Origin of the sequence: Bacillus sp. NPDC057893 (genome assembly GCF_042796455.1) — a bacterium.
Lineage (GTDB): Bacteria > Bacillota > Bacilli > Bacillales > Bacillaceae_G > Bacillus_A.
Genome location: NZ_JBHVNG010000001.1, coordinates 1490068 through 1516019, shown reverse-complemented (window position 1 = coordinate 1516019; position 25952 = coordinate 1490068). Strand labels below are relative to the sequence as shown.

The following is a 25952-nucleotide window of genomic DNA, read 5'->3' as shown; positions in this document are numbered from 1 at the left end:
CACCGTCAACAAAACCGGTTATGATGCATGTTCATCTTTCTTCTTCTTCAACAGCGCTCTCTTCTTCATCGCTTTCGTTAAGTATCCGCCTTTAAACGAACGAATTTCATAAGAAGACATAAATGCTTTTGGTGCAATTTCATTAATAATTTCTAAAAGTTCTTTCTCTCTAGAGCGCTTAGCAACGATATCTAAGCGATAACGTATAGAATTAATTCCTTCACCTTCAAATACTGTAACGCCAAATCCACAGTGACGTAATTCATCTACTAATTCATTACAACGGTCTAGTAAACTAACTTGATACGTAATATATCCAATTGCTAATTTATTCTCTATATAACCGCCTAATAATAGTCCCGCACTAAAGCCAATGACGTAGGCGACAATGTTCATCCAATTTGATAAATCTTGAAACACAATCCCTAAACTGACAATGTAAATAGCACCTTCTAACAATCCTACACCAGCAGCGGATCTTGTTTGATTCTTTACAAGCAAAATCGTACGGATTGTTAAAACTGGAACATAAATAATTTGAAGCACAAAAATAAGTAACGCTTGTAACATTGGTATCCACCTCTTTCGTAAATTCTTTTGTCATGATAACATACATAAGCTTTAGAAATCGATGGGTTTTTAAATTTTTTTTTAATTTTTTTCATACTATTGAAATGCCTCAAAAATAAGCGTATTATGTTTGGCGTAAATCCGATAAATACCAGTAAATCACTCGTATTATCTCATTTATTTTTAAACGCGAAAAAGGAACCTGATTAGGTCCCTTTCCTCATAACTCTATGTTTTTCGAAGCATGTTCTCTTTGTTTCTCTTCTTCTTTTACTAGCTGCATATTTGCATAGGCTAAATTCGCAATCATTAAAAAGTGTCCACCTAATATTCCAGTACCAAATGCCCACATTTCCATTTCATGCTCAATTTCAAACATAATGATAGCCCCTAATATTGCGGCCGCAAATCGGTTTAAAACTCCTAATCCAGGAGCCTTTTCTTTCATCACAATACTTCTTCCTAATTTCTCAACTCTGCGAGCTAATAACCAAAGACAGTATGCACTTACAGCTAATCCAATACCGAATCCTGTCACTTGTTTTCCAAACGGAGTAACCGCCCACATTAGTAGTAAACCACTAAAGATCGTATACAATTGTACTCGATATACACGTAAGGCTACTTGAATCAAAATATCCGCTCCTAATTTCACATTTTATTATGTGCTAGAAGAAAAGCAGCAACTTACACAGTTGCTGCTTTCTCTTGTTCTTGTTCCATTTTTTGAATTTCAACACGTTTAATTTGATAAGCATCTTTTTCTAACACTTTAAATTCATAGCCTTCTGCTTCAACGCATTGTCCTTCTTCGATTTCATGATTTTGCATCATAATCCATCCACCGATTGTATCCACATCGTCTTCTTCAATGTGTAATCCAAACAAATCTTTCACTTCTGTGATAAGCACTTTCCCATCAACAATTTTATGATACTCGTTCACATGCTGAATTGGTGGTGCTTCATCTTCATCATATTCATCACGAATTTCGCCGACGATTTCCTCCAATATATCTTCAAGCGTTACAATTCCAGCTGTTCCTCCGTACTCATCATATAAAACAGCCATTGGAATTCGCTTCTTCTGCATTTGCAGTAATAAATCATGAATTGGAGTTGTTTCCATCACTTCAATAATCGGACGCATATACGTGCGAATCGATGATAAATCTTCTTGATCGTTGTTCATATATCGAATAAAGAAATCTTTTACATTGACCATACCGATAATATCATCTTTATCTTCTCCAAAAATCGGATAACGTGTGTATCGTTCATTTTGGATTACTTTCATGTGTTCTTCTACTGAATCTTCAAGATAGAAACCAACGATTTCTGTACGCGGTACCATGATTTCTTTCGCAATGCGATTATCAAATTCAAAGATATTATTTACATACTTGTATTCAGCTTGATTAATTTCTCCACTTTCGTAGCTCTCTGAAAGAATAAGACGTAACTCTTCTTCTGTATGAGCTACTTCATGTTCAGAAGCTGGTTTTAAACCGAATAAGCCAGTTATAACACGAGCTGAACCGTTCAATACCCAAATAAATGGATACATGATTTTATAGAACATCATTAACGGAGCTGCCAATAACAACGTTACTTGTTCAGCCTTTTGAATTGCCATCGTTTTCGGAGCTAATTCCCCTACGACAACGTGTAAATACGTCATTAGCATAAAAGCAAGGCCAAACGTTAATACTGATGAGATAGAAGGATTTATGTTCCATTTCTCAAATAACGGATGTAATAACTTTTCTATCGTCGGTTCACCTAACCAACCAAGTCCCATCGCTGTAACTGTAATACCTAATTGACAAGCAGATAAATATTCATCTAAATTTGTTGTTACCTTTTTCGCTGCTAAAGCACCGCGTTTCCCTTCCGCAACAAGCTGATCAATACGACTTGAACGTACTTTTACAATCGCAAACTCTGCTGCTACGAAAAATCCAGTAAATGCGATTAAAATCGCAACCATGACTAAATTAAATATTTCCAATGAATCCCCTTAGTTAAAAAACTAAGGTGTCCACCTCCTGTATACTATAATGTTTTCTTATTTGTTCGTTAGAAAACATAGCCCGATACAAAAATTAAAGAGGTCGGATTTCACTTATTCTATAATAATAGAGCAAGTGTTTGTATTAAAGCTGTCGTTTGACCTGATAAAGATTTCGATATTTTTTCACGTTGTGAATCAGTCAATTCATCTAAAAGAGGCTTTAACTCCGTTAGCTCTGCTTCTAATCTATGAATATGGTCTGTCACTTCATTCACTTGTTTCGAAACGTGTTCATTGATACCGAGCAGCTTCTTCTTCTCCTCGATTTTCTCTTTAATCTCACAAAGCGGCATATGCATTTCTTTGCACTTTTCAATAAATTGTAACGTCTCAAATGCTGTTTCGTCGTAATAGCGATAATTAGATTGAGATCGCTCCGCTTTTAAGATACCTAGATTCGTATAATAATCAATCGTTCGTTTCGACACGTGAGCCATGAGAGCCAACTGTCCGATTCGATACACCTTCCCAACGATCTTCCCCCCTTGTTTATATTACTACCATCATACAATACATAAACTGTACAGTCAAACGTGACGGTTTCTTATTCATAATTTATACAAAATTTATCGTCTCATCTTTTATTATCTAATCTATTAATTTAATTATATAGTGAAATACTTAGATTAAAATTAACGAAATATAACCATAGAATTTCCCGTTCCTTTCTAATTTTAAGTACATATCATAACAACATCGATATCAAAATCTTTTATACTTAGGAGGAAAAAATGAAAGCTGTTATTCTTGCTGGTGGATACGGGACTCGGATTGGGGAAGAAACGCATTTAAAACCAAAACCTATGATTGAAATTGGAACAAAGCCTATTCTATGGCACATTATGAGTTTGTATAGTCATTACGGCATTACTGAGTTTATTATTTGCTTAGGCTATAAAGGGTATGCAATTAAAGAGTTCTTTTTAAATTACAACTTACACATGTCAGATTTCACAATACATTTAAGCGATAATACAATTACTAGCCATTCTCATCGTATTGAACCGTGGAAAGTTACACTAATTGACACCGGTCTAAATACTGAAACGGGGGGACGGGTTAAAAAAATACAAAATTACGTCGGAGACGAACCTTTTTGCCTCACTTATGGTGACGGATTAAGCAATGTAAATATAAAAGATCTTATTGCGTTTCATAAAAATCACGGGAAATTAGCTACTGTTACAGCCGTACAACCTCCTGGGAGATTCGGTTCTCTCGTCTTAGATAAACAGTCTGTCACATCCTTTCAAGAGAAGCCACTAGGTGATGGTGGTTGGGTGAATGGTGGTTTTTTTGTTTTAAATCCTAATATTTTCAATTATATTAGCGGGGATAAATCTGTTTTTGAAACAGAAACTTTAGTGCAGTTAGTAAATAAGAATGAATTAGCAGCCTTTCAGCATACTGGTTTTTGGCATCCAATGGATACATTGCGCGATAAAAATAAATTAGTCGAGCTATGGGAAAATAATAAAGCTCCGTGGAAGGTTTGGTAATATGACTTCATCATCTTTTTGGAATAAGAAAAAAGTATTTATTACGGGACATACCGGCTTTAAAGGTTCGTGGCTCACCCTTTTTTTAACTTCATTAGGTGCAGAAGTAATCGGCTACTCTTCTCAGCCTCCATCCACCCCTAACCTTTTTGAACAAAGTAACGTAGCAAAAGAGTGCATGACAATTAAGGGCGATATTACAGATTACGATTCTTTATTCCTTGCCCTAAAACAACATAACCCAGACATACTATTTCATTTAGCAGCCCAGTCAATCGTCACCACTTCATATAAAAATCCTATCGAAACATTTAAAACGAATGTTTTAGGTACTGTTCACGTATTAGAAGCCGCAAAACATATAGAAAGTATACGTGGTATCATTAATGTTACAAGTGATAAATGTTATGAAAATGATGGGAGCGGTAATCGGGCATTTGTGGAAACTGACCGGCTAGGAGGTTTCGATCCTTATAGTGCTAGTAAAGCTTGCGCTGAACTAGTTGCAACATCCTATCAAAAATCATTCTTCCGCACTCATACTCAGAAACTTGCCTCAGTAAGAGCAGGTAACGTCATCGGTGGTGGCGATTGGGCAGAAGACCGATTATTTCCAGATATTATTCGAGCGTATTTACAAAATGATACATTAACTATTAGAAACAAAAACGCTATTCGTCCGTGGCAACACGTATTAGATCCTTTACACGGCTATATTCTTTTAGCTGAGAAGCTTGGGAAAGACGCCGAATATGCAGCAGCGTGGAATTTCGGCCCGATAAATGAACCTAACAGAACCGTTCATGATGTCATTCAATCTATAATGAAATTATGGAATCAACCACTAACAATCCTTTCTCCTCATACAAACACTCCTTATGAATCACCTATTTTAACACTTGATAGTACAAAAGCAGTAAATAAACTCGGTTGGACTCCTAAATTATCAACAGATCATTCTATCGCTTGGACTGTTGATTGGTACAAAAAATATGCATCTCGTGAAAATATGGAATCTTTCACGCGACAACAAATCGATGCATTCAAAAATTTATAAGGGGGCTATAAAATGGAACAAAAAAAATGCCGTTTTTGCCACTCATTACTAACAAATACTTTTTTAGATTTAGGAGTTTCCCCTCTCGCTAACTCATTTGTAGCTCCTGAACACTCATATAAAATGGAACCATTTTATCCGCTGCACACATTTGTTTGTAACTCTTGTTTACTTGTACAATTAGATGAATTTGAATCTCCGCACAATATTTTTCATGACTATTTATACTTCAGTTCTTACTCATCAAGCTGGCTACTACACGCTAAGCAATATGTAGAAATGGCTATGAAGCGTTTTAACTTAACAAACCATTCGAAAGTGATTGAAATCGCGAGTAACGACGGGTACTTATTACAATACTTTCAAAAAGAACATATCGAAACGTTAGGAATTGAACCAGCAAAGAATGTAGCAGAAATCGCTATCCAAAAAGGAATTCCTACTCAAGTTAATTTTTTCAGCAATGACTTAGCAAAAAAGTTACCGCAAGCAGATTTAATCGTCGCAAATAACGTATTAGCACACGTTCCAAACTTGCATGATTTTGTCGCCGGTTTAAAAACGTTATTAAAGCAAGATGGCACGATAACAATTGAATTCCCGCACTTATTAAACCTCATATCCTTTAAACAGTTTGACACAATCTATCATGAGCACTTCTCCTATTTTTCACTTATATGCCTTCAAAAAGTTTTAGCTCATCATCATTTACAAATTGTCGATGTAGAAGAACTTTCAACACACGGTGGTTCCTTGCGTATTTTTATAAACCATTATAGTGCCTCATCCACTATCCATTCCAATGTTACAAACTTAATCCAAAAAGAAGTAGATCACGGGCTAGATACATTAGATTGCTATCTCCTTTTCTCTAAACACATCGAACAATTGAAAATAAATATTTTAAAGTTTTTTATCGAAGCAAAAGCTTTAAACAAACAAATTATCGGTTACGGTGCTCCAGCTAAAGGAAACACCCTTTTAAATTATTGCGGGATAGGCAAAGAATTTCTAGCTTATACAGTAGATAAAAACCCTCACAAACAAAATCTCCTTCTACCAGGCACCCGCATTCCAATACAATCTCCAGAAGAAATTAAGCGTACAAAACCAGATTACATTCTCATACTTCCTTGGAATTTGAAAGATGAAATTATGAAAGAATGCTCTTTCATTCGTGAATGGGGCGGCAAATTTTTAGTAACGATTCCAGAAGTTGAGGTGATCGAGCCATGAAAAAAATCCTTGTAACAGGCGGTAGTGGATGGATTGGTAAATATGTTGTACATTCTCTTATACAAAAGGGCTATGAAGTGCACGCCACTTACAATACAAATAAGCCTTCTCACCTTTCTTGCCATTGGCATAAAATAAACTTACTTTGCGATGAAGAAGTAAAAAAACTCATTTACGACATCAAACCTAGTCATCTCATTCATTTAGCTTGGGAAGCAGTGCCGCCAGCGTGTTATGTATCTATTCATAATTACTATTGGCTTACATCCAGTATCTCATTGATTCAACACTTCACAACATGCGGTGGAAAGCGAGTCGTTGTTTCCGGTACTGGTGCAGAATATGAATGGTTTAACGGCGTACTATTTGAAGATTCACTGCTTCTTTCCTATAAAACCCCGTATTCATTATGTAAAAACGCTCTACACTCCTGGCTACAATCATACGCTGAGCAAACAGGCCTCAGCATGTGTTGGGGCCGCATTTTTCATATGTATGGCCCTCACGAACAAGGTAACCGACTCGTTTCTAACATTATCACGTCCTTATTAAATAATGAGGACGCACTATGTACACATGGAAAACAATCAAGAGATTTCCTCCATGTGAGTGACGTCGCTGATGCTCTCGTAACAGTATTAGAACGCGACGTTACAGGCACAATCAATATCGCTTCTGGTCAATCTGTACAAATTAAAGAATTAGTTTCTATCATTGCTAAAAAGATAGGAAAAGAACATTTAATTAAACTAGGTGCAATCCCTTTTTCTAAAGATGAACCTTTATTCGTCGGCGTTAATGTAGAACGTTTAAAAACTGAAGTAAACTGGAAACCAACATACGATCTAAATACAGGAATCGAAGAAACAATTTTATGGTGGGAATCATTTATAAAAAAGCATAACGATACGCACCACTAAAACGTAAATCCTTCGTTCCTCTCGCCAAATCCTTATACCATTCTTCTAATTTTTCAGGTGTAATAATATGATGTGTCCCCATCCCACCATGCTTACTAGCTTCAGAAAGAGTCGGACCAATTTGTAATTTGCGCTTTCTCATCGCATCGTTCCACGGACTAAATCCAAACCATGCAATACAAGCAAGAGGCGGATAGATCATAGATTCATGCGCGGATAAATGTCTTCCGACCGTATAACTTCCGTGTTCATGATTATGAATAAATCTACCTCTTCTCCATAACGCCCAATCTTCTGGTAAATAACCGTGAAATCGCTGTTTCATTAAAGGTATTCCAAAATTAAGGTCCGGATAATTATAGTTAAGATCATCAACCATAATAAGCCCTTCTAGCCAATACATCTTCCCTCCCAATTCATTTAGTGATTTCCAAAACTGATTTTTATCTTGCACACAAAGAAACTCAGTCGTATTTAAAATCATTTTCCACCCTTGTACTTCTTGCTCTATCATCATTACTTCATGATCTGTCGCTAATGCATCAAATTCCGGATATGCAGAATCTCGCACTTCCCAATGCGGTGCATATTTTTTACAAATTTCAACCGAACGATCTGTTGAACCTTTATTAATTAAAATGCCATGATCAAACAGTTTCGTATGATGCATAAGCCACCACGGCAATAAATACTCTTCGTTATAAAAATGAGAAATAACGGTTGTAGTTATAACAATCTCCTCCTCTTTCTCTATTAATCTATTTTTTCATCCTACTCTTACTATACTTATCAGTTATGTGATTGGTTTCTTTTATTTTAAAAATATGTTTTTCTACCATATACTATGCTTTCTTAGACAACCACCATTTCCATTTTCTAAAGAAACATCACAATAAACTGAAAATTAAGTTATAATATCATTATAAAATATGAAGGAGGAATGCACGTATGTACTACAACAATTCATTCGAAAACGATCAACCTGTAGGCCGTCTATAAACTAAGGCGGGCATTCATATAACACACTATGCCTCGTCTTAGGGAACTCATAATACCCTAAAAATAGACGGAGGTACTTTATATATGAAACAAACAATTTTAGGAGCTATATGTTTATCACTAGCAGCAAGTATATGGGGCGGTATGTATGTTGTTAGCAAATATGTACTCGACTTTATCCCACCATTGACACTCGTTTGGATACGCTTTATTATCGCTCTCGTTGTTTTATATTCCATTTTGAAAATAGCTGAGAAAAAGCAAAAGAAAAAAGTAACCATTCGCAAAAAAGATTGGCTCCTATTCGCCTGGATTGGATTTATCGGATATTTCATTTCGATCACTTGTCAATTTATCGGAACAAAATTATCGGACGCTCATACAGGCTCGTTAGTAACATCAGCCACTCCTGCATTTATGGTTATATTTGCAGCGATTATTTTAAAAGAAAAACTAACTGCTCGCAGACTGCTATCTACTATCATAGCGACAATCGGTGTCATTATCGTAATTGGATGGGACATTGAAATTGGCTCCTATTTTATCGGTACAATCATATTAGTCGGGGCCGCTATTACGTGGGCTTTACTATCTATTTATGTGAAGATTGCTTCAGCTCGATTTTCATCTTTAGTGATTACAACGTACGCCATATTCTTTTCACTCTTTTTCATTACACCTTTTATGATATGGGAATTTCAATCAAACCCGATTGAACATATGAACATGTATGTAGTATTAGGCGTACTTTATTTAGGAATCGTCTCAACGGCAGGTGCCTTTTTCCTTTGGAATAAAGGATTAGAATTAATGGACGCTAGCATCGGCTCGTTATTTTTCTTCTTCCAACCTATCGTTGGATCGTTGCTCGGTTGGCTCGTATTAAATGAGACATTAAATAGTAACTTTTTTATTGGTGGTATTCTTATTATATGTAGTGTTTTCATTACTACTTTTGAAAAGAAATAACATATTATTAGAAACAAATAAAAAGAACTTTAAACACCATAACAAAAAAACTAAAAAACACGAATCTGGTATTGTACCAGATTCGTGTTTTTTAACGAACTAAACTTTTTTTAATTTTATGTATACTTCAGTATTTTATCTAAATGATCTCTTTTATACCTTGTCTTTAAGTTTCATTTTTTCTTACGTGCCATTTAACTAAAAATATCAGCATCATACCTTATGTTATTTATTATGAAATTGATCTTTTATTTGCTGATAAAAAGCATTCCTTTCGTATTCAATTGTAATAAAAATCTTTAAAATAAGTAGCAAAATAATAGTGAAAAGAGTAAGGTCTCCAAAAATTATTACACTATCTTTAATAAATATTAAAGATAGTGCAGTTGATACCGTACTAACTAGTGAAGGGATTTCATATAAATATAACCGTTTTTTTACATCGGACCATTTATGAGAATTTTCTCTAAAATTCTCATATGCTATAGGTTGGAAGATTGCAGAGATTATAAGCATAAATAAAAAAAGTGATTGTAAAGTAATACTAATACTAATTTTCCCTATCCCAAAATAATCTAAGATTTCTTTTTTATTCTCCCAACTCATGAAAAAACCAGAAAACATATCTGCAACTATCAATAGTGACAATGCCCAATAAACTATTGTATATATTTTTAAACCTTTATACTGTTTTTTCGAACTATTTTCAATATATTCCTCTGCTTTCTTCCTAGCCTTCTTAGAATAATGTTTAGAAAAACCTTCTATATAGCCTCCAGCAGAAGTAGCATTAGAAAGCGGACTAAATTTCTTCCAAACTGAGTCATAAATGTAACTCTGTTTACCTTTATACTTGATTAACTTAATATTCCTTTTTTTATTAAATACTACGTTCTTTTGATTATCCTCTAAAATTTTCAATGCTTCTATCTCAGCATTTAGAAAATCCTTAGACACTAATTTTACCTTTTGTTCCTTTCCAAAATTATCTCGATACTTTAATTCATACTTCTCTTTAATCAATGGCATCTCTACATCTCACCTTTAAATACTATATATTAAAGGATGTATATATGATTTCACACCCTTCATTATATATTATAATATATAATTTTAAAAATTGGTGTATATCGGGATTTCTTTTAGTTACTCAAGATTACATCCACTATGTTAAGCTGACACATAACCAGAAAACATCATACATTTTCTTTATATTACTAAAATCCGCCTATTAACCATTCAGAAAAATCCCAAAAAAACATTTTCATTCTAATCATTTTACGCACTCCAATGCGATGGACGGGACAATAATTTCGGTAATTTCGTATGTTTGTCCCCTCTCGCCGCATTAACTTGAACTTGCGTCAGAAAAATACTATTTGTAAAATCGGCCCCACGAATATCTGCATCTCGCAAATCTGCTCCGATGAGATCTGCTCCACGTAAGTCTGCGCCATTTAAATTAGCCGCAATTAAGTACGCTCCTCTTAAATTCGCCCCTTGTAAATTTTTCTTTTTCAGATTTGCTCCCATAAGATCTGCTCCGCGGTGAATAATCCGTTTCTTTCGCGCAGCATTCATTTCCTTCCAAACTAGCTCACTCGTTTCTAAAAGTAACACATTTACTTCCGCACGGTGTAATGGAATATTTACTTTCATTAACTCGTCCGCATTTAAATTTGATAGGCGCTCCGTCTCTTCAATCGCTTTACTTAGTTCTTTATGAATCGATTGTGTCGCCTTTAAAAGAATTGCTTCATTCAAATACCACAGTATTTCATGAAGCTGATGCATAACTGGAAAAGCTTCATACATTTTTCTCGCATGCTTAGCATCTTTCCGCCAATCAATCCCGTTAAATGTAACTTGCGAAATCTTCTGTCCAGCGCCGAAACATTCAAATACTGTACAACCTTTATAACCTTTTCCTCTAAGATTTTTATGTATACTACATTTAAAATCTGATTGTAAGTTAGAACATGGCTTCCCACCATCTTTATTCACCGCAAAATCTACCGATGCTGCGAACGGTAACGCCACGCAACATAGACCGAAGCATTCTTCGCAGTTTGCTTTTAAATGATCGTTATAATGAGTCAAAATATATACCCCCTGTTGTCTTTTGACTATTTCATAATATTCCAACTGCACTAAATAATCAATTTTAAAATAAAAGAGCATCTTTCATTTCAAATCATAACTTTATCATTTGATTCCCTTTCAATTGATAAAGACAGTTTCTACCTAATGAATTATAATTAAATTATAAATATTCAAATTAAAAGGAGACTTACTATGGCACTAGCAATGAAAACAAACTGTCAAATTTGCGATCAATCTCTCGAGCAAGATTCTGAAGCATACATTTGCGTGTATGAATGTACATTTTGTGCACCATGTACAGAAGAAAGACAAAACGTTTGTCCAAACTGCGGCGGCGAGTTAGTACGTAGACCGAAAAAGAAACAATAAAAAAGCACTTCTTCTTATAATATTAAACTAAGTTTAATACAGTTACTTTTTCACGTGTCATAGACTCAAGGCTCTTGTGAATACCTTGTATGCCCATACCTGAACCTTTTACACCAATGCATGGGAAGTGGTCAGGACCGCTCTCTGTACGTCCGTTAGTTTGAACAGAAACAGTGTCGATTATATGATGCTTTTTATAAATAATTCAAATCTCCTAGGACAAGCATCCGTTTCGTATTTGTAAAAAGCTTAATATATTACTAATAGCTCATACTAATAGCTAATTGATAAGATGGGAGATGTTTTTTTGTCTGAACGTTGTAAGAAGTGCGGACATAGACACTGTAACTGTAGATGTCATAAAGAATGCAAAACATGCGTACAGAAGGTTGTTATCGAGGGACCACCAAGTGTATTTTCACCGGCTTTCGGTAATTTTTATCAGACTAACTTTGTCACATTAGTCAGCAACCAGCCTATGCCTTGGAATGCTACTGGGCAGACAGCTGGTGGATTAAATCTAGATCCTGATGGAGTGACTATCCACGTTGTTCAAGCTGGGGCATATTATATTGAATATTATGTAAGTGTGAATTATGATCCCGGTGTTCCTGGCGGTGACAGGGATTTGGGGATATTCATAAACGGGGTGGAAGTTCCCAATAATCAAACGCGATTTGGCGTTACTGATAACGAAGCTGATCGCAATGTTTGTGCCACTGTTTCTGGTGGTGCTATTGTGTTCATCCCAGCTAATGCTACTGTTCAATTGAGAAATGTATTAGATGAAGTTATAGACACTTGTGATGGTCGAAAACTTGCAGCATCAATTAATTTGATTAAATTATCCTGATATTACACTTTTAAAAATAACAGTAATTGGAGACATGATGAATAGTCTATAAGTTGTAAAAGCACCCTAAAATGGGTGCTTTTATTTTTTGCAAATATACCTGCGGTTTCCATATATACCACATAACGATTTATTATGTACACTAAGAAAAGGCATTCCTCACCTTATTTTTTTGAAAAGGGTGTTATAAGTGACCGCATCCTAATTCTTCCATACGAAGAACATGAATAAACAACTCAAGTTAAACATTCAAAAACTTAACACAAACAGGCTCTGGCACAACAACATCAGATTGTAAAAGTGTTAACTTTCCTGTAGATTCATTTCTTGAAAATAGCACAAGATTATGTGACTTTTCATTTGTAGCAACAAGAAACTTTTCAGTAGGATCTAATACAAAGTCTCTCGGCCAATTTCCTTCTGTAGATGTATGTTCAACAAATGTAAGCTGACCTGAATTTTGATCCACACTGAAGACAGCGATACTATTATGGCCGCGATTACCTGCATATACAAAACGGCCGTCAGAAGAAATATGAATCGCACTTCCTTGACTATTTTCACCAAACTCTTCTGGAACGGTAGAAATATACTGTAATTCTGTAAAGGACCCTTCTTCTGCATTATATGTTAACACAATAACCTCTGAACTAAGCTCCGTCATTACATAAGCGTATTTTCCATTTGGATGAAAAGTAATATGTCTTGGACCACTTCCTGGTTTCCCAGACAAGCTATTTACTTCTATTAATGTACTATCTTTTATTTCATACGTAATTAACTTATCAATTCCTAAATCAACACCGACCACATATTTTTCATCAGGAGTATATCCCGCATAATGCGCATGTGGTTTTTCTTGTCTTTCTTTATTCGGACCTGAACCTTCATGCGCCATAATAGATGAGGCAGGATTTACAGTTCCATTTTTTTCATTTACTACGAAAGACTCAATCGTTCCTTTATGGTAATTCGCTGTAACTACTGTATGGTTTCCACTATCAACACTAATATGACAAGGCGAAGCACCTTCTACTACTTGTCTATTTTTCGCTTTTAGTTCTCCAGTATGACTATCAATGGAATAAGCAGCTACACCGCCAGATTCGCCTTCCTTAACAACGGAATAGAGATATTCATTATTTCGGTTAATCGTTACATATGTAGGGTTATCCAGCTTGGCCGCAAGTGTTACATTACTAATTCTTTTCGCTTCTGTGTTTAAAGTAAACTTATATATTCCTTCACTATTTTCTTTCGTGTAAGTTCCAACATATCCAATAAACTCTTTGTTATCCTTCATTTTCATAACCCTCTCCCTATAGTTTTTGTTCATCATACTTCTTACTAAGTAGCCTTAAACTATTTATATTGAAAGAATATCCTAAAAAATCGGAGTACCTCTTTATACGTTACCATATTTTCTTGCTAAATAGCCTTTAAACCCATTTTTTTTGATAAGCTGCTATACTTTCATATTCTTCTTCTAAATGACGGGACAAACGAATATAAATCGGCGTTAAATCTTTATATTTTTTCACACTTTCCATATTTGGCTCATGATAGAAATTTGCACCTACCATTTCAGCAACTACGTCTAATGTATTTACTTCACCTAAGCTATATAAACCAAGGATAGCAGCTCCTAAGCAAGAGCTTTCGAAACTTTCAGGAACATATACATCTTGATGAAAAATATCCGCCATCATCTGTCTCCAAAGTTCCGACCTTGCAAAACCACCTGTCGCTTGAATTTTTTTCGGTTCGCCAATTAGCTCTTTTAAAGCGAGAAGAACGGTATATAAGTTATAAATTACCCCTTCTAAAACAGCACGGATAAGATGTTCTTTCTTATGATGCAATCCAAGTCCAAAGAAAGATCCTCGCGCATTTGCATTCCATAAAGGAGCTCTTTCCCCTGCTAAATACGGATGAAATAATAAACCATCGGACCCCGGATTCACTTTTCCTGCTATTTCAGTAAGCACTTCATATGGATCTTTTCCTAAGCGCTTTGCAAGTTCAATCTCTGAAGTGCCTAATTGGTCACGAGCCCATCTGAAAATCATGCCACCGTTATTAACAGGTCCACCGATTACCCAATGGTCTTCAGTTAGGGCATAACAAAAAATTCTACCTTTTGGATCTGTTACAGGACGATTTGTTACAGCACGTATCGCACCACTTGTACCGATTGTAACCGCAACAACCCCAGGATCTATTGCATTTACACCTAAATTGGATAGTACTCCATCACTCGCCCCTACTACAAAAGGCGTAGAAACAAGTACATTCATCTCTTTTGCAAGTTCTTCATCTAATCCTATTAAGCTGTGCGTTGTTGGAACAAGCTTAGAAAGCTTTTCATCTGTAATTCCTGCAACATGTAGAGCCTCTTCATCCCATTTTAAAGATTTCAAATTAAACATTCCTGTTGCCGATGCTATTGAATAATCAATTACATATTCCTTATATAACTTATAAAAAACATATTCTTTGATCGAAATGAATTTATAACTTTTTGCAAATAATTCTGCCTGCTCATTCTGTAGCCAAACTAATTTCGAAAGTGGTGACATCGGATGAATTGGTGTGCCAGTACGCAAATAAATTTCATGACCATTCATATCATTCTTTATTTTCTCCGCCCAGCTTGCGCTTCTATTATCTGCCCAAGTGATACATCTCGTTAATGGAGTCCCCTCTTCGTCTACAGCGATGACGCTATGCATTGCCGAACTAAAGGAAACACAAAGAATATCAATCGGTTGTACATCACTTGATTGTATAGCTTCTTTAATCGTATGTATCACTGCTTGAAAAATCTCTTCTGGATCTTGTTCTGCTATTTCTGGTGCTGGAGAATATAAAGGATATTCAATCCCGTGGCTTGCAATAACAGACCCATCAATCGAAAACAAAACTGATTTTGTACTAGTTGTCCCAATATCTACACCAATCATATATTTCGAGTTCACTATGTAACCCCTTTCAAAATATTCCTATAACAAAAGAGCACCCACAAAGTTCTTCCTTAAGTGAGAAGGATATTTACATATACATACTTGAGAGCACCATAATTTATACGAAAAAAGACTCGCCCTTATGAGAATTACGTTTTAACAAACTTTACTCTCATAAGGGGGGCCTTTTCCTATCTATTGTGCTATTTTGAAAATGAATCGTTTCTTTATTATATTGCCGTTTTCACGTAATAAGATGCCAAACTCTAGATTAATTTTAAAGGATGAAGTTACATAGAGAGTGGCCCTCTCGTGAAAAAGCAATTGAAAACTTCACTTCATTATAATTTAGGCGCTTTTGCCCAATCCGCAGCAAACTTTTCAATACCTTGGTCTGTTAATGGGTGCATAGCAAGTTGTTCAATTACTTTATAAGGAATTGTTGCAATGTGAGCACCTGCCATCGCTACACGAGTTACATGATCTGGGTGTCTGACAGAAGCCGCAATAATTTGTGTATCTAATTGATGAATATCGAATAATTCAGCAATTTTAGCAACTAATAGTACACCATCTTCAGAAATATCATCTAAACGTCCTAAAAATGGAGAAACGTACGTTGCACCTGCTCGGGCCGCTAAAAGAGCTTGGTTCACAGTGAAAATAAGTGTAACGTTCGTTTTCACACCTTTTTCAGTAAGATAGCGACAAGCTTCTAATCCTGCTAACGTCATCGGAAGTTTTATCGTGACGTTTTTATCGCCACCGTTAATTTTAATTAATTCTTCTGCTTGAGCAATCATTTCTTCAGCTGTAACAGCATCTGGCGTTACTTCTGCCGAAACAGACTCAACTTTAGGTACTGCCTGACAAATTTCTGCGATACGGTCTTCAAACTTAACGCCCTCTTTTGCTACTAAAGAAGGATTCGTTGTAACACCAGCTAAAACTCCAAGTTTATATGCTTTTTTTATGTCCTCAAGATTTGCAGTATCAATAAAAAACTTCATGATTAATTCCCTCCAGTTTTTAAACGTTGATGAGTTACATGTTTAGGATGCCTATCCCGCTATTTGCCGGGCAGTAAGACCCCCACCTCAAAATTCAGCGAAGCAAAGAAGTTAGATTTGGGGTCGGGCTTTCCGTAAAAGCCCGATTAGTGAAGGCTAATAATCAGTGGTGGATAAAGAACCCCCACTGATTAAAGTTTCACTTTACTTCTTTTCTACTGCATGTCCGCCAAATTCATTGCGCAGAGCTGCTACAACTTTCCCTGTAAATGTATCATTGTCTAATGAGCGGTAGCGCATTAATAGAGACATTGCGATAACAGGCGTTGCTGTTTGAAGGTCTAATGCTGTTTCTACTGTCCATTTCCCTTCACCAGAAGAATGCATAACGCCCTTAATTTCATCAAGTTTTGCATCTTTAGAAAATGCATTTTCAGTTAATTCCATTAACCAAGAGCGAATTACTGAACCGTTGTTCCATACTCTTGATACCTTTTCATAATCGTAATCAAATTCACTTTTCTCTAGAATCTCAAACCCTTCACCAATAGCAGCCATCATACCGTATTCAATTCCATTGTGAACCATTTTTAAGAAGTGACCACTACCAGCTTTTCCAGCATATAAGAATCCATTTTCTACAGCTGTATCGCGGAAGATAGGTTCAACGATTTCCCAAGCTTCTTGATCTCCTCCGATCATGTAACAAGCACCATTACGAGCGCCTTCCATTCCGCCAGAAGTTCCTGCATCCATAAAGTGAATGCCATCTTTCTTTAATTGCTCATATCGGCGAATAGACTCTTTATAATGTGAATTACCCGCTTCAATTAAAATATCTCCTTTTGAAAGCAATGGTGTAACCTCATCAATAACAGAATCAACAACAGCATGCGGAACCATAACCCAAAGAATTCTTGGTGATTCTAATGACTGAACAAGTTCACTTAAACTAGATGTACCTGTAGCCCCATACTCTTTCATTTCTTCTACTGCGCTCGTATTTAAATCAAATGCTGCTACTTCATGTTTATGATCAATTAAATTTTTCCCTAAGTTTAATCCCATTTTACCTAAACCAATTAATCCTACTTGCATAATATAATTCCTCCTCAGATTATCTTTTATTAAAAATCCATATCACTACGATTTTGAATACCTTTCAGTATCGATAAATCTAGAAAGGTATTCACAGTCATAGCTTAAGAATTCAATACATTTTGTGTAATGTGAACAACATTTTCTGCCGTAAATCCAAATAGATTCATGACTTCAGCTCCAGTTCCTGAAGCTCCAAATGTTTCAATTGATAATACTTTTCCTTCTTGGCCTACATAACGCTCCCAACCGAGAGATACACCCATCTCAAGAGATACTCGTTTTGTTACAGAAGACGGAAGAACCGATTCTTTATATTCTTGCGATTGACGATCAAATAACTCCCAGCTCGGCATTGCAACGATACGAACAGAAACATGTTCTTCTTCTAATTTTGCTTTCGCACTAACAGCCAATGATACTTCAGAACCTGTCGCAATTAAAATCACATCCGGATTTTCATTTGTTTGTGTTAATACATAAGCTCCTTTAGAAAGATTCTCTATATTCGCTTTCGTTTCATCAAACACCGGTAAATTTTGACGGCTAAGTACTAAAACGACTGGGCCATCCGTTTGCTGTAAAGCATAGGCCCAAGCACTCGCTGTTTCATTTGCATCTGATGGGCGGATAACTGTTAGACCAGGAATTGCCCGAAGAGCTGCCAATTGTTCAATTGGTTCATGAGTTGGACCATCTTCTCCTACAGCAATCGAATCATGTGTAAATACATAAGTAACAGGTAACTTTTGCAATGCAGCAAGTCGAATTGATGGACGAAGATAATCATTAAATACAAAGAATGTACTCACGAAAGGTTTTACTCCTCCATGAAGTGCCAGCCCATTCGCTGCCGCTCCCATTGCATGTTCACGTACACCGAAGTATATATTTCGGCCAGCAAACGATTCTACTGCGTACACTGCTTCACCTTTCATATCTGTCATAGTAGAATGCGAAAGATCCGCACTTCCACCGAAAATAGAAGGAATCGATTTCACATAATAATTAATAGCTTCCCCACTTGCAACACGAGTTGAAATTGTTTTTTCAGTATCAAAGGATAGAATATCATTCGCTTCGATTAAAACCTCACCTGTAATCGCTTTTTCTAATTCATCCGCTAGTGCAGGGTTCACTTCTCTGTATAAGTTAAACTGCTCATTCCAGTCGTTATCTTTTTCAATACCTTTTTGTTTCAGTTCATTAAAATGAGCTTTCACTTCTTCAGGTACAAAGAAATCTTCCTCATAATGCCAACCATACACTTGTTTTGTCGCTGTCGCCTCTTCTACTCCAAGCGGGTTACCATGCGCTTTATTTGTTCCAGCAACTTTTGGACTTCCATAACCTATAATTGTTCTAATTTCTATAAGAGTAGGTTGATCCATATTTTCTTTCGCTAATTGAATGGCTTTTGTAATAGCATCGACATCGGTTCCATCTTCAACTCTTACATATTGCCAATGTACAGATTCTGCCCTTTTCTGAATATCTTCAGAGAAAGCAATGCCTAATTCACCATCAAGTGAAATTTCATTTGAATCATACAGTACAATTAACTTACCAAGTTTCATATGTCCTGCCATTGACATCGCTTCATAAGAGACACCCTCCATTAAATCACCATCTCCAACTAAAGCGTACGTATTGTGATCTATAATAGAGTGACCATCCTTATTAAACTTCGCTGCTAAATGAGCTTCTGCCATTGCCATTCCGACAGCATTGGCAATCCCTTGTCCTAACGGTCCTGTAGTCGCTTCAACTCCAGGAGTATGACCAAATTCAGGATGTCCTGGTGTTTTACTATTTAACTTTCTGAAACTTTTCAAGTCATCAATTGAAACGTCATATCCAGCTAAATGAAGTAGGCTATATAATAGACTAGATCCATGTCCCGCCGATAAAACGAAACGATCACGGTTAAACCATTCTGGGTGACTAGGATTGTAATTTAAATGGTTCGCCCATAATGCATAAGCCATCGGTGCTGCTCCCATTGGAAGACCTGGATGACCTGAATTTGCCGCATTAATAGCATCAATCGATAACGTACGAAGTGTATTCACTGCTAATTGATTTATGTTTTGTGCCATAGTAATTCCCCCCCTAAATACCTTCATTAAAGAATGTACTTATTTTTCCGTTTTTTGATCTAACCACCATTTAAATTCACTTTCTTGTAACAGTGCATTAGCCGCATCTGGACCATATGAACCAGACTCATATTCATGAAGTGGCAATAAGTTTTCCTCGAATGCTTCGAGAATTGGTTGTACCCATTCCCATGACAATTCAACTTCTCTCCAATGTGCAAAGAATGTAGCGTCTCCACTCACAGCATCATGGATAAGTCTTTCATACGCTTCAGGTACTCCCACATCCGCTTGCTCGCAAGTAAAGTTAATACGAATTGGTTCAATCTCTCCATTTTTCAATGGATTTTTACTATTTAACTGTAATGAAACATTCTCACCTGGGCTAATTTCAATTATTAATAAGTTAGGTTCTGCATTTGGATTATTATCTTGATATTGCTGTTTTAACGTATTTTTAAATTCAATTACAATACGAGTAGACTTTTCTTTCATTCTTTTGCCTGTTCGTATATAAAATGGAACGCCAGTCCAAAACGGATTATCGATCCATAAGCGTGCAGCAACAAATGTGTCTATGTTAGAAGAAGGATTTACTCCTGGCTCCTCTTTATACGCTATAACTTGTTGTCCCTTTATCTCTCCCAAAGAGTATTGACCGCGAATGATATGGCTTTGAACGTCTTCTTTTTTCACTTTACGAAGCGTCTCCATTACCTTTCGTTTTTCCTCTCGAATTTCACACGCGTTAATCTTTTCCGGCAGATTCATAGCAGTCATCATTAATATTTGTAACATATGATTTTGAACCATATCACGAATGGTTCCTGCGTGATCATAATATCCGGCTCTTTCTTCAACCCCAACCGTTTCACTAGCTGTTATTTGTACATTTGCTATATGTTCTTTGTTCCAAATCGATTGGAGAACAGGATTTGCAAATTCTAGTGCTTCAAGGTTTTGAATCATCGGTTTACCTAAATAATGATCAATACGGTATATCTCGTCTTCTTCAAACGTTCGACTAAGCTTATCATTAAGCTCACGAGCAGATGTAAGGTCGTGCCCAAATGGTTTTTCAATCATTAGGCGTTTCCATCCATCCGTTTTATCAAGTCCGCTTTCCTTAATATTTAAAGCGATTGTCTCGAAAAATTCAGGTGCAACTGAAAGATAGAACATTCTATTACCTTTTATATGTAGTTCTTCTTCCCTTTCACGAACGACTTGTAATAATCTCTCATAGTCTTCCGGCTTACTCACATCTAATGAGCAATAGCGAAAATTATCTAAAAAACCTTCGAGTTCTGGAGTACCTTCTTCCCTCTGACGAGAAAACGTCTCTATTGATTCTTTTATTCTTTTTTGAAAATCTTCATGAGATACTTGACGTCTTCCAAGCCCGATAACGGATATTTGCTTTGGAAGCTTTTGATCTCTATATAAGTTATATAGTGCGGGGTAAATTTTTCGTTTCGCTAAGTCCCCTGTCGCTCCAAATAAAACAAAGGTCATTGATCCCAATTTCAGTCCCCCTCATGGTGTATAATCATTGTCACTATATTAAAACTGAATTGTACAGAAGCTCATACTCTTGTTGATTCATTCTCGCTTCTTCTTATCTTCTAACTCTTTTCTTTTTATAAAAAACAAAGAGTTATCAAATTTCAATTCTTTTATACCTTTCGCTTTCTAATTGTCCCCAATATTAATAGTGGCAATTCAAAGCATTTCTACCACAACTTGCTTATTTATCGAACTATACTTAATAATATATATTTAATTACTTTTAGTTATTAAATAACCTTACATCTAGCATATTAACTACATAAATTATTATCGTCAAGAAAAATGTCTCGAACTAAAGACTTTTTATTTCGTAATATTTTTCGATTTTTGTGTATTCCTGTTAAGGATATATCCATTAAATTTCAAAGATAATGATCAATACAATAAATATCAGCTTCGTCAAAAGGTTTACTTAACTTCGCATTTAACTCGCAAGTGGATTTGAAATTATGACTAAACGGCTTCTCCATAATAAGACGATTCAACTCTTTTGTAGCCCACAATCCACTCTCCTTAACATTTCACGCAATCTCCTCTTCTTTATATAAACTCCTCAAAAAAATGATTAACTTGGGGTGAAAGGATAGTAATTATAAATGAACGGTATATTCACAATATAAGATATTGCAAAGAAAACAGATTTAAGTACAGGCACAATCAGGTGCTACGAAAAATTAACCTTCTTCCCCTAGCTAAAAGCAATGAGAATAATAATAGGCAGTATGTTCAATTAGATTATAGATCGAATACTTTTCATTAATCACCTAAAGAGAACACAAATGCCCTTTAATACAATACAAGAATATATGAAATTCTCACTAGCCAAATTCATAATATTATACTTATTTTTTATACTTTGCTATGCTATAACCACGAACAGGAGGTCATAAACAATGAAGGCACAAATTATCCATTCTTTTGGGGATTCATCTGTATTTCAATTAGAGGAAGTTTCAAAACCGAAACTTTTACCAGGTCATGTTCTAATCCATGTAAAAGCAACAAGTGTAAATCCAATCGATACGAAAATGCGTAGTGGTGCCGTTTCATCAGTCGTTCCTGAGTTCCCAGCTATATTACACGGAGATGTAGCTGGTATTGTTATAGAAGTCGGCGAAGGTGTTTCGAAATTCGAACTTGGCGATGAAGTATACGGGTGTGCCGGAGGTTTCAAAGGAACTACTCGTGGTGCACTTGCAGAATTTATGCTTGCTGATGCACGATTGATTGCTCACAAACCTAAAAATTTAACAATGGAAGAAGCAGCTGCTCTGCCATTAGTTGCAATTACGGCTTGGGAATCTTTATTTGATCGTGCAAACATTAAATCAGGACAAAACATCCTCATTCACGGAGCTACTGGTGGCGTAGGACACGTAGCCATTCAACTAGCTAAATGGGCAGGTGCTAAAGTTTTTACAACAGCTTCTCAGCAGAACAAAATTGAAATAGCTCATCGACTAGGAGCGGACATAACTATTAATTATAAAGAAGAACCTGTTCAAAAATATGTTCAAAAACATACGAATGGCAACGGATTTGAAGTTATATTTGATACGGTAGGTGGCAAGAATCTCGACAATTCTTTTGAAGCTGCTGCGGTCAATGGTACTGTCGTAACCATTGCAGCTCGTTCAACCCATGACCTCTCTCCTTTACACACAAAAGGACTCTCTCTGCACGTTACTTTTATGGCTTTAAAACTATTACATACAGATAAGCGTAATGATTGCGGAGAAATCTTAACTAAAATAACGCAAATAGTAGAAGAAGAAAAACTTCGCCCATTGCTAGATTCTAAAACTTTTACGTTTGAGGAAATTGCTCAAGCACATGAATATTTGGAATCGAATAAAGCAATAGGAAAAATAGTATTGAAAAACGTTTGGTAACTATGACTCGATAAAAAACAATGCTTACTTAGTGCTGGAAAGTCGGCATTTATAAGAATATATGAAAAAATCCGTCCATTCTGGGAAAATGATAGTAGCACACTATCTCCAGAACGGACCGATTTACTAATAAAATATACAAAATTGATAAGAGCCCATCCATTTCACATATTTTATTTTCTTAGTAGACAGTTTAATAAACGCTCTTTTCCCTGCTAAGAACACCCAAAACACTCCAAAATTACATTTATTCACAAAAAACTATTGCATATTTTTATAATCACTTTTAAGGATTGCCATAATAATTTCATCCGAGTACGCATCATTATAATATAAGGATTGGCGTAAGGTTCCTTCTTTTACAAACCCAACCTTTTCATACGCTCTCATTCCACGTAAATTATGACTAAATACTTCTAACTGTAAACGTTTTAATTTGAGTTGTTCAAAAACAAAACTTAGAACAATCTTGATTGCTTCAGTCCCGTACCCTTTTCCTGTGAATGCAACAGAAGCCATCGATATTCTAAATCCTGCTCTTTGATTCCCCTCATCGATATCCAGAATTGATAACTCTCCGATCATTTCATCAGTTCCTTTTAAACAAATAGCGAAATCATAGCGACTTGAATCGTTATTCACCTTATCTATATGTGTCTGAATTTGCTCCAATGAAAAATTAGACTTCGTTCCAGTCATATAACGTATTTCTTCATCCATTGTGCTTTCTAATATAATGGGTGCATCTAACTCACAAAGAGTTCTTAAATAAATCCTCTCACTCTCTAACCTCACCTTTACTCTCTCCTTTCATCATATATCCCCAGCAAATTGTTCTTTTATATATTATTTAAAATGCATGAATCTAACTTCGATATTACATGAACCTTATAACGCTATGATATGCCTAGAACAAATAATAAACGTTTTATACATAACAACAAGTCATGCGAAATACTTGCAATTCCTGTTTGCACGAAAAAAGGAGCCCCTATACCATTCAGGCTCCTTCTCATATTCTAAATGTCCTTTTAGGAATACTTTTTATCAAGTGCATGAAAAGTATTAATTGTCACTAGATTGCTGTAGATATAGATACAGCACTTTTCGTAATCGTTTGCACAATAAAGAGTGATATAGCATTCTGTTATCGCAACTGGATTACCAGGTATCGTACTAGTCCATGTAACTGTTGCAGGTGCAACTACTGGACTTGGGTTAAATACGTTTACAGGCTGTGGTCCAATATTAGTAGGTTTAATTGAAAATACTATCGTTCCAGTAATACTGGATGTAACAGTAAAGGTAATTGTAGATACGATTTGACCAACTAGCAGTGCAACTGCGTTATTAAATACATTATCATATACTTGTAATAAGTATGTGCCCGGGGATAAATTAACTACGTTAATAGAAGCAGAAAAACCAACAACACTACCAGACCCAGCTGTTACATAAGGAAGCGTTTGTAAAGCTGCACCAGGTGATCCCGCTACAAGCTGAAATCCTGCATTAGTACCTCCAAACTGTATTGCCCCCTAAAATTTATTATCTATTCACTAACTACAACTACTGGTTTAAATGGTTTTTAACTGCTCTTATAACCAATTCATGATCTACTTCTGGTGGTAATCCTGAGACTGTTATCATCCCAATAACCCCTACGTTTTTTATTTGGATAGGAAAGCATCCCCCAAACGCAGCGTATTCTGAAGCATCTAAAAGATATTTTTCATTATATGAGATTCCAGTTATTTCACTTTGTATCTGCATATAATACGAGCTATGATTATGCAGGGAAACGACCCGTTTTTTACGCTCAATCCATTTCGTATTTTCCTCAGTTGTCCCTGTCATCTTGAAATGAAATAATTGCACACCATTTTTTGTTATATCAACAGCAATCAATTTTCCCTCTCGCTTTGCTGTTTCGACGATAAATAAACCTAATTGCAAGGCATCTTCATTTGTAAAAGAGGAAAATTGAAGAGTTTCCTCCTCTATTAAAATTTGTTTACTTATTTCACTCATATTTGAAGTACTCATATCCTTAACCTCCATAACTGTTTTATGCCGCACCGGCATTTTTAGGAATTATTAGGTTCTATAGTACAACCTTTCAATTATTCTGAATCTAAATAAACTGCTGTAACATCGTTAGTAACTAATATCATAAAGCTCGTTTTCTTATTACAGGTGTTATTATGAATTAAATTCAACACAATAAAAAGTACATACTTTAAAGTGCTATAGGTACTTTAAAGTACTTTCCTACTTATCCCCCTCTTACAGAGACTATTATGAAATATATTTAACACTTTAAAAATGTATGTACTAAACAATAATATTTTAAATATTAAACTTTTTCACTCAATGACCGCAATCCAAATTCATCTATGGAGTTTTTTATCAAGTGAAACAAAAAGAACCTAGTCGGTATTCAATTCTTTTCTGTTCGAAAAACACTCTTATATTTCCCGTGTCTTTATTCATAATAAAGACACTCTTCCACGATACATTTACATAAGTTACGATTTCACGCACACACTCTTTCCTGCCTTGTTACAAAAGACCTAGAATAGAGCTTCTATTAAAGGCTCATTTTAATTACAGTAAAACATTGATGGAAAGAATAAATTTTCAAAGAAAACTTGTTTATCATGTTATCATTTA

General features: G+C 35.6%; 23 protein-coding genes and 2 pseudogenes. 8 read left to right on the top strand and 17 right to left on the bottom strand.

The genetic code is table 11. From position 1 onward, the window contains the following. Positions 1–18: 18 nt before the first annotated feature. From ACFVQC_RS08105 to ACFVQC_RS08090, 4 genes are all read right to left on the bottom strand, one after another. A complete protein-coding gene (locus tag ACFVQC_RS08105) occupies positions 19–570 on the bottom strand; it encodes a DUF2179 domain-containing protein (RefSeq protein WP_002146565.1) in 552 nt (183 codons plus the stop codon). Positions 571–790: 220 nt separating this feature from the next. Further along, positions 791–1204, bottom strand: coding sequence for an ATP synthase subunit I (locus tag ACFVQC_RS08100; RefSeq protein WP_219919377.1), 414 nt, complete (start codon positions 1202–1204; stop codon positions 791–793). A gap of 53 nt (positions 1205–1257) precedes the next feature. Continuing rightward, positions 1258–2580, bottom strand: a complete 1323-nt coding sequence (locus tag ACFVQC_RS08095; RefSeq protein ID WP_377891578.1) for a hemolysin family protein — start codon at positions 2578–2580, stop codon at positions 1258–1260. A gap of 119 nt (positions 2581–2699) precedes the next feature. Next, positions 2700–3107 carry a MerR family transcriptional regulator gene (locus tag ACFVQC_RS08090; RefSeq protein ID WP_025149265.1) on the bottom strand — a complete coding sequence of 136 codons (408 nt, stop codon included), beginning with the start codon at positions 3105–3107 and terminating at the stop codon, positions 2700–2702. Positions 3108–3374: 267 nt separating this feature from the next. On the opposite strand from ACFVQC_RS08090, the gene rfbF reads away from it, so the two are divergent. The 4 genes from rfbF to ACFVQC_RS08070 are packed head-to-tail and all read left to right on the top strand — an operon-like array spanning position 3375 to position 7355. Then, positions 3375–4142 carry a glucose-1-phosphate cytidylyltransferase gene (rfbF, locus tag ACFVQC_RS08085; RefSeq protein ID WP_377898036.1) on the top strand — a complete coding sequence of 256 codons (768 nt, stop codon included), beginning with the start codon at positions 3375–3377 and terminating at the stop codon, positions 4140–4142. 1 nt (position 4143) lies between these two features. Beyond that, positions 4144–5199 (top strand): CDP-glucose 4,6-dehydratase, encoded by a 1056-nt coding sequence (rfbG, locus tag ACFVQC_RS08080; RefSeq protein ID WP_377898034.1) that lies wholly within the window; start codon positions 4144–4146, stop codon positions 5197–5199. A 12-nt stretch (positions 5200–5211) separates the two neighbouring features. Continuing rightward, the gene (locus ACFVQC_RS08075) at positions 5212–6435 is read left to right on the top strand and encodes a methyltransferase domain-containing protein (protein ID WP_377898032.1); all 1224 of its coding nucleotides are present in this window, start codon (positions 5212–5214) and stop codon (positions 6433–6435) included. Then, the gene (locus tag ACFVQC_RS08070; RefSeq protein ID WP_377898030.1) at positions 6432–7355 is read left to right on the top strand and encodes an NAD-dependent epimerase/dehydratase family protein; all 924 of its coding nucleotides are present in this window, start codon (positions 6432–6434) and stop codon (positions 7353–7355) included. The genes ACFVQC_RS08075 and ACFVQC_RS08070 overlap by 4 nt, the downstream gene beginning before the upstream one ends. Here the strand turns inward: ACFVQC_RS08070 and ACFVQC_RS08065 are convergent. Then, complete coding sequence (locus tag ACFVQC_RS08065) at positions 7324–8109, bottom strand: glycosyltransferase family 2 protein (RefSeq protein ID WP_377898149.1); 786 nt, start codon at positions 8107–8109, stop codon at positions 7324–7326. The two genes, ACFVQC_RS08070 and ACFVQC_RS08065, sit on opposite strands and share 32 nt — an antisense overlap. 329 nt (positions 8110–8438) lie before the next feature. Here ACFVQC_RS08065 and ACFVQC_RS08060 point away from each other — a divergent pair, with 329 nt between their 5' ends. Continuing rightward, positions 8439–9323 carry a DMT family transporter gene (locus tag ACFVQC_RS08060; RefSeq protein WP_377898028.1) on the top strand — a complete coding sequence of 295 codons (885 nt, stop codon included), beginning with the start codon at positions 8439–8441 and terminating at the stop codon, positions 9321–9323. A gap of 225 nt (positions 9324–9548) precedes the next feature. On the opposite strand, the gene ACFVQC_RS08055 is transcribed toward ACFVQC_RS08060, so the two are convergent. Both ACFVQC_RS08055 and ACFVQC_RS08050 read right to left on the bottom strand, forming a co-directional pair. After that, positions 9549–10352, bottom strand: coding sequence for a hypothetical protein (locus tag ACFVQC_RS08055; RefSeq protein ID WP_377898026.1), 804 nt, complete (start codon positions 10350–10352; stop codon positions 9549–9551). A gap of 249 nt (positions 10353–10601) precedes the next feature. Next, positions 10602–11423, bottom strand: a complete 822-nt coding sequence (locus ACFVQC_RS08050) for a pentapeptide repeat-containing protein (RefSeq protein ID WP_377898025.1) — start codon at positions 11421–11423, stop codon at positions 10602–10604. A 195-nt stretch (positions 11424–11618) separates the two neighbouring features. Here ACFVQC_RS08050 and ACFVQC_RS08045 point away from each other — a divergent pair, with 195 nt between their 5' ends. Further along, positions 11619–11795, top strand: coding sequence for a DUF1272 domain-containing protein (locus ACFVQC_RS08045; RefSeq protein ID WP_088059429.1), 177 nt, complete (start codon positions 11619–11621; stop codon positions 11793–11795). Between the two features lie 22 nt (positions 11796–11817). Here the strand turns inward: ACFVQC_RS08045 and ACFVQC_RS08040 are convergent. Then, positions 11818–11976, bottom strand: a pseudogene (locus tag ACFVQC_RS08040) (NADP-dependent glyceraldehyde-3-phosphate dehydrogenase); the annotation flags it as partial. Between the two features lie 126 nt (positions 11977–12102). On the opposite strand from ACFVQC_RS08040, the gene ACFVQC_RS08035 reads away from it, so the two are divergent. Then, positions 12103–12648, top strand: coding sequence for a hypothetical protein (locus ACFVQC_RS08035; protein ID WP_219919389.1), 546 nt, complete (start codon positions 12103–12105; stop codon positions 12646–12648). Between the two features lie 241 nt (positions 12649–12889). Here the strand turns inward: ACFVQC_RS08035 and ACFVQC_RS08030 are convergent, their stop codons facing one another. From ACFVQC_RS08030 to ACFVQC_RS08000, 7 genes and pseudogenes are all read right to left on the bottom strand, one after another. Then, positions 12890–13957, bottom strand: a complete 1068-nt coding sequence (locus tag ACFVQC_RS08030; protein ID WP_483861776.1) for a lactonase family protein — start codon at positions 13955–13957, stop codon at positions 12890–12892. Positions 13958–14087: 130 nt separating this feature from the next. Continuing rightward, positions 14088–15611: a gluconokinase gene (gene gntK, locus ACFVQC_RS08025; protein ID WP_377891693.1), complete on the bottom strand. Its 1524-nt coding sequence runs from the start codon at positions 15609–15611 to the stop codon at positions 14088–14090. Positions 15612–15952: 341 nt separating this feature from the next. After that, complete coding sequence (gene fsa / locus ACFVQC_RS08020; protein ID WP_000667688.1) at positions 15953–16621, bottom strand: fructose-6-phosphate aldolase; 669 nt, start codon at positions 16619–16621, stop codon at positions 15953–15955. A gap of 204 nt (positions 16622–16825) precedes the next feature. Further along, complete coding sequence (gene gnd, locus ACFVQC_RS08015; RefSeq protein ID WP_016129964.1) at positions 16826–17719, bottom strand: phosphogluconate dehydrogenase (NAD(+)-dependent, decarboxylating); 894 nt, start codon at positions 17717–17719, stop codon at positions 16826–16828. Between the two features lie 104 nt (positions 17720–17823). Beyond that, positions 17824–19818: a transketolase gene (tkt, locus tag ACFVQC_RS08010; RefSeq protein WP_377898022.1), complete on the bottom strand. Its 1995-nt coding sequence runs from the start codon at positions 19816–19818 to the stop codon at positions 17824–17826. A gap of 39 nt (positions 19819–19857) precedes the next feature. Further along, a complete protein-coding gene (gene zwf, locus ACFVQC_RS08005; RefSeq protein ID WP_377898020.1) occupies positions 19858–21342 on the bottom strand; it encodes a glucose-6-phosphate dehydrogenase in 1485 nt (494 codons plus the stop codon). Positions 21343–21749: 407 nt separating this feature from the next. After that, positions 21750–21908: pseudogene (locus ACFVQC_RS08000) on the bottom strand (glucose-6-phosphate dehydrogenase); the annotation flags it as partial. Positions 21909–22280: 372 nt separating this feature from the next. Here ACFVQC_RS08000 and ACFVQC_RS07995 point away from each other — a divergent pair. Continuing rightward, positions 22281–23279, top strand: a complete 999-nt coding sequence (locus ACFVQC_RS07995) for a zinc-dependent alcohol dehydrogenase family protein (protein ID WP_377898018.1) — start codon at positions 22281–22283, stop codon at positions 23277–23279. A gap of 261 nt (positions 23280–23540) precedes the next feature. Here ACFVQC_RS07995 and ACFVQC_RS07990 read toward each other — a convergent pair whose 3' ends face one another. Both ACFVQC_RS07990 and ACFVQC_RS07985 read right to left on the bottom strand, forming a co-directional pair. Further along, positions 23541–24074: a GNAT family N-acetyltransferase gene (locus tag ACFVQC_RS07990; RefSeq protein WP_377898016.1), complete on the bottom strand. Its 534-nt coding sequence runs from the start codon at positions 24072–24074 to the stop codon at positions 23541–23543. A 774-nt stretch (positions 24075–24848) separates the two neighbouring features. Next, positions 24849–25364, bottom strand: coding sequence for a heme-degrading domain-containing protein (locus ACFVQC_RS07985; protein WP_377898015.1), 516 nt, complete (start codon positions 25362–25364; stop codon positions 24849–24851). Between the last annotated feature and the right edge of the window lie 588 nt (positions 25365–25952).

Excerpts from the sequence above, each read along its gene's own strand:
- ACFVQC_RS08105 (WP_002146565.1), bottom strand. The coding sequence starts at position 570 with ATGTTACAAGCGTTACTTATTTTTGTGCTTCAAATTATTTATGTTCCA.
- rfbF (WP_377898036.1), top strand. The coding sequence starts at position 3,375 with ATGAAAGCTGTTATTCTTGCTGGTGGATACGGGACTCGGATTGGGGAA.
- rfbG (WP_377898034.1), top strand. The coding sequence starts at position 4,144 with ATGACTTCATCATCTTTTTGGAATAAGAAAAAAGTATTTATTACGGGA.
- ACFVQC_RS08075 (WP_377898032.1), top strand. The coding sequence starts at position 5,212 with ATGGAACAAAAAAAATGCCGTTTTTGCCACTCATTACTAACAAATACT.
- ACFVQC_RS08070 (WP_377898030.1), top strand. The coding sequence starts at position 6,432 with ATGAAAAAAATCCTTGTAACAGGCGGTAGTGGATGGATTGGTAAATAT.
- ACFVQC_RS08060 (WP_377898028.1), top strand. The coding sequence starts at position 8,439 with ATGAAACAAACAATTTTAGGAGCTATATGTTTATCACTAGCAGCAAGT.
- ACFVQC_RS08055 (WP_377898026.1), bottom strand. The coding sequence starts at position 10,352 with ATGCCATTGATTAAAGAGAAGTATGAATTAAAGTATCGAGATAATTTT.
- ACFVQC_RS08045 (WP_088059429.1), top strand. The coding sequence starts at position 11,619 with ATGGCACTAGCAATGAAAACAAACTGTCAAATTTGCGATCAATCTCTC.
- ACFVQC_RS08030 (WP_483861776.1), bottom strand. The coding sequence starts at position 13,957 with ATGAAAATGAAGGATAACAAAGAGTTTATTGGATATGTTGGAACTTAC.
- gntK (WP_377891693.1), bottom strand. The coding sequence starts at position 15,611 with ATGATTGGTGTAGATATTGGGACAACTAGTACAAAATCAGTTTTGTTT.
- fsa (WP_000667688.1), bottom strand. The coding sequence starts at position 16,621 with ATGAAGTTTTTTATTGATACTGCAAATCTTGAGGACATAAAAAAAGCA.
- gnd (WP_016129964.1), bottom strand. The coding sequence starts at position 17,719 with ATGCAAGTAGGATTAATTGGTTTAGGTAAAATGGGATTAAACTTAGGG.
- tkt (WP_377898022.1), bottom strand. The coding sequence starts at position 19,818 with ATGGCACAAAACATAAATCAATTAGCAGTGAATACACTTCGTACGTTA.
- ACFVQC_RS07995 (WP_377898018.1), top strand. The coding sequence starts at position 22,281 with ATGAAGGCACAAATTATCCATTCTTTTGGGGATTCATCTGTATTTCAA.
- ACFVQC_RS07985 (WP_377898015.1), bottom strand. The coding sequence starts at position 25,364 with ATGCCGGTGCGGCATAAAACAGTTATGGAGGTTAAGGATATGAGTACT.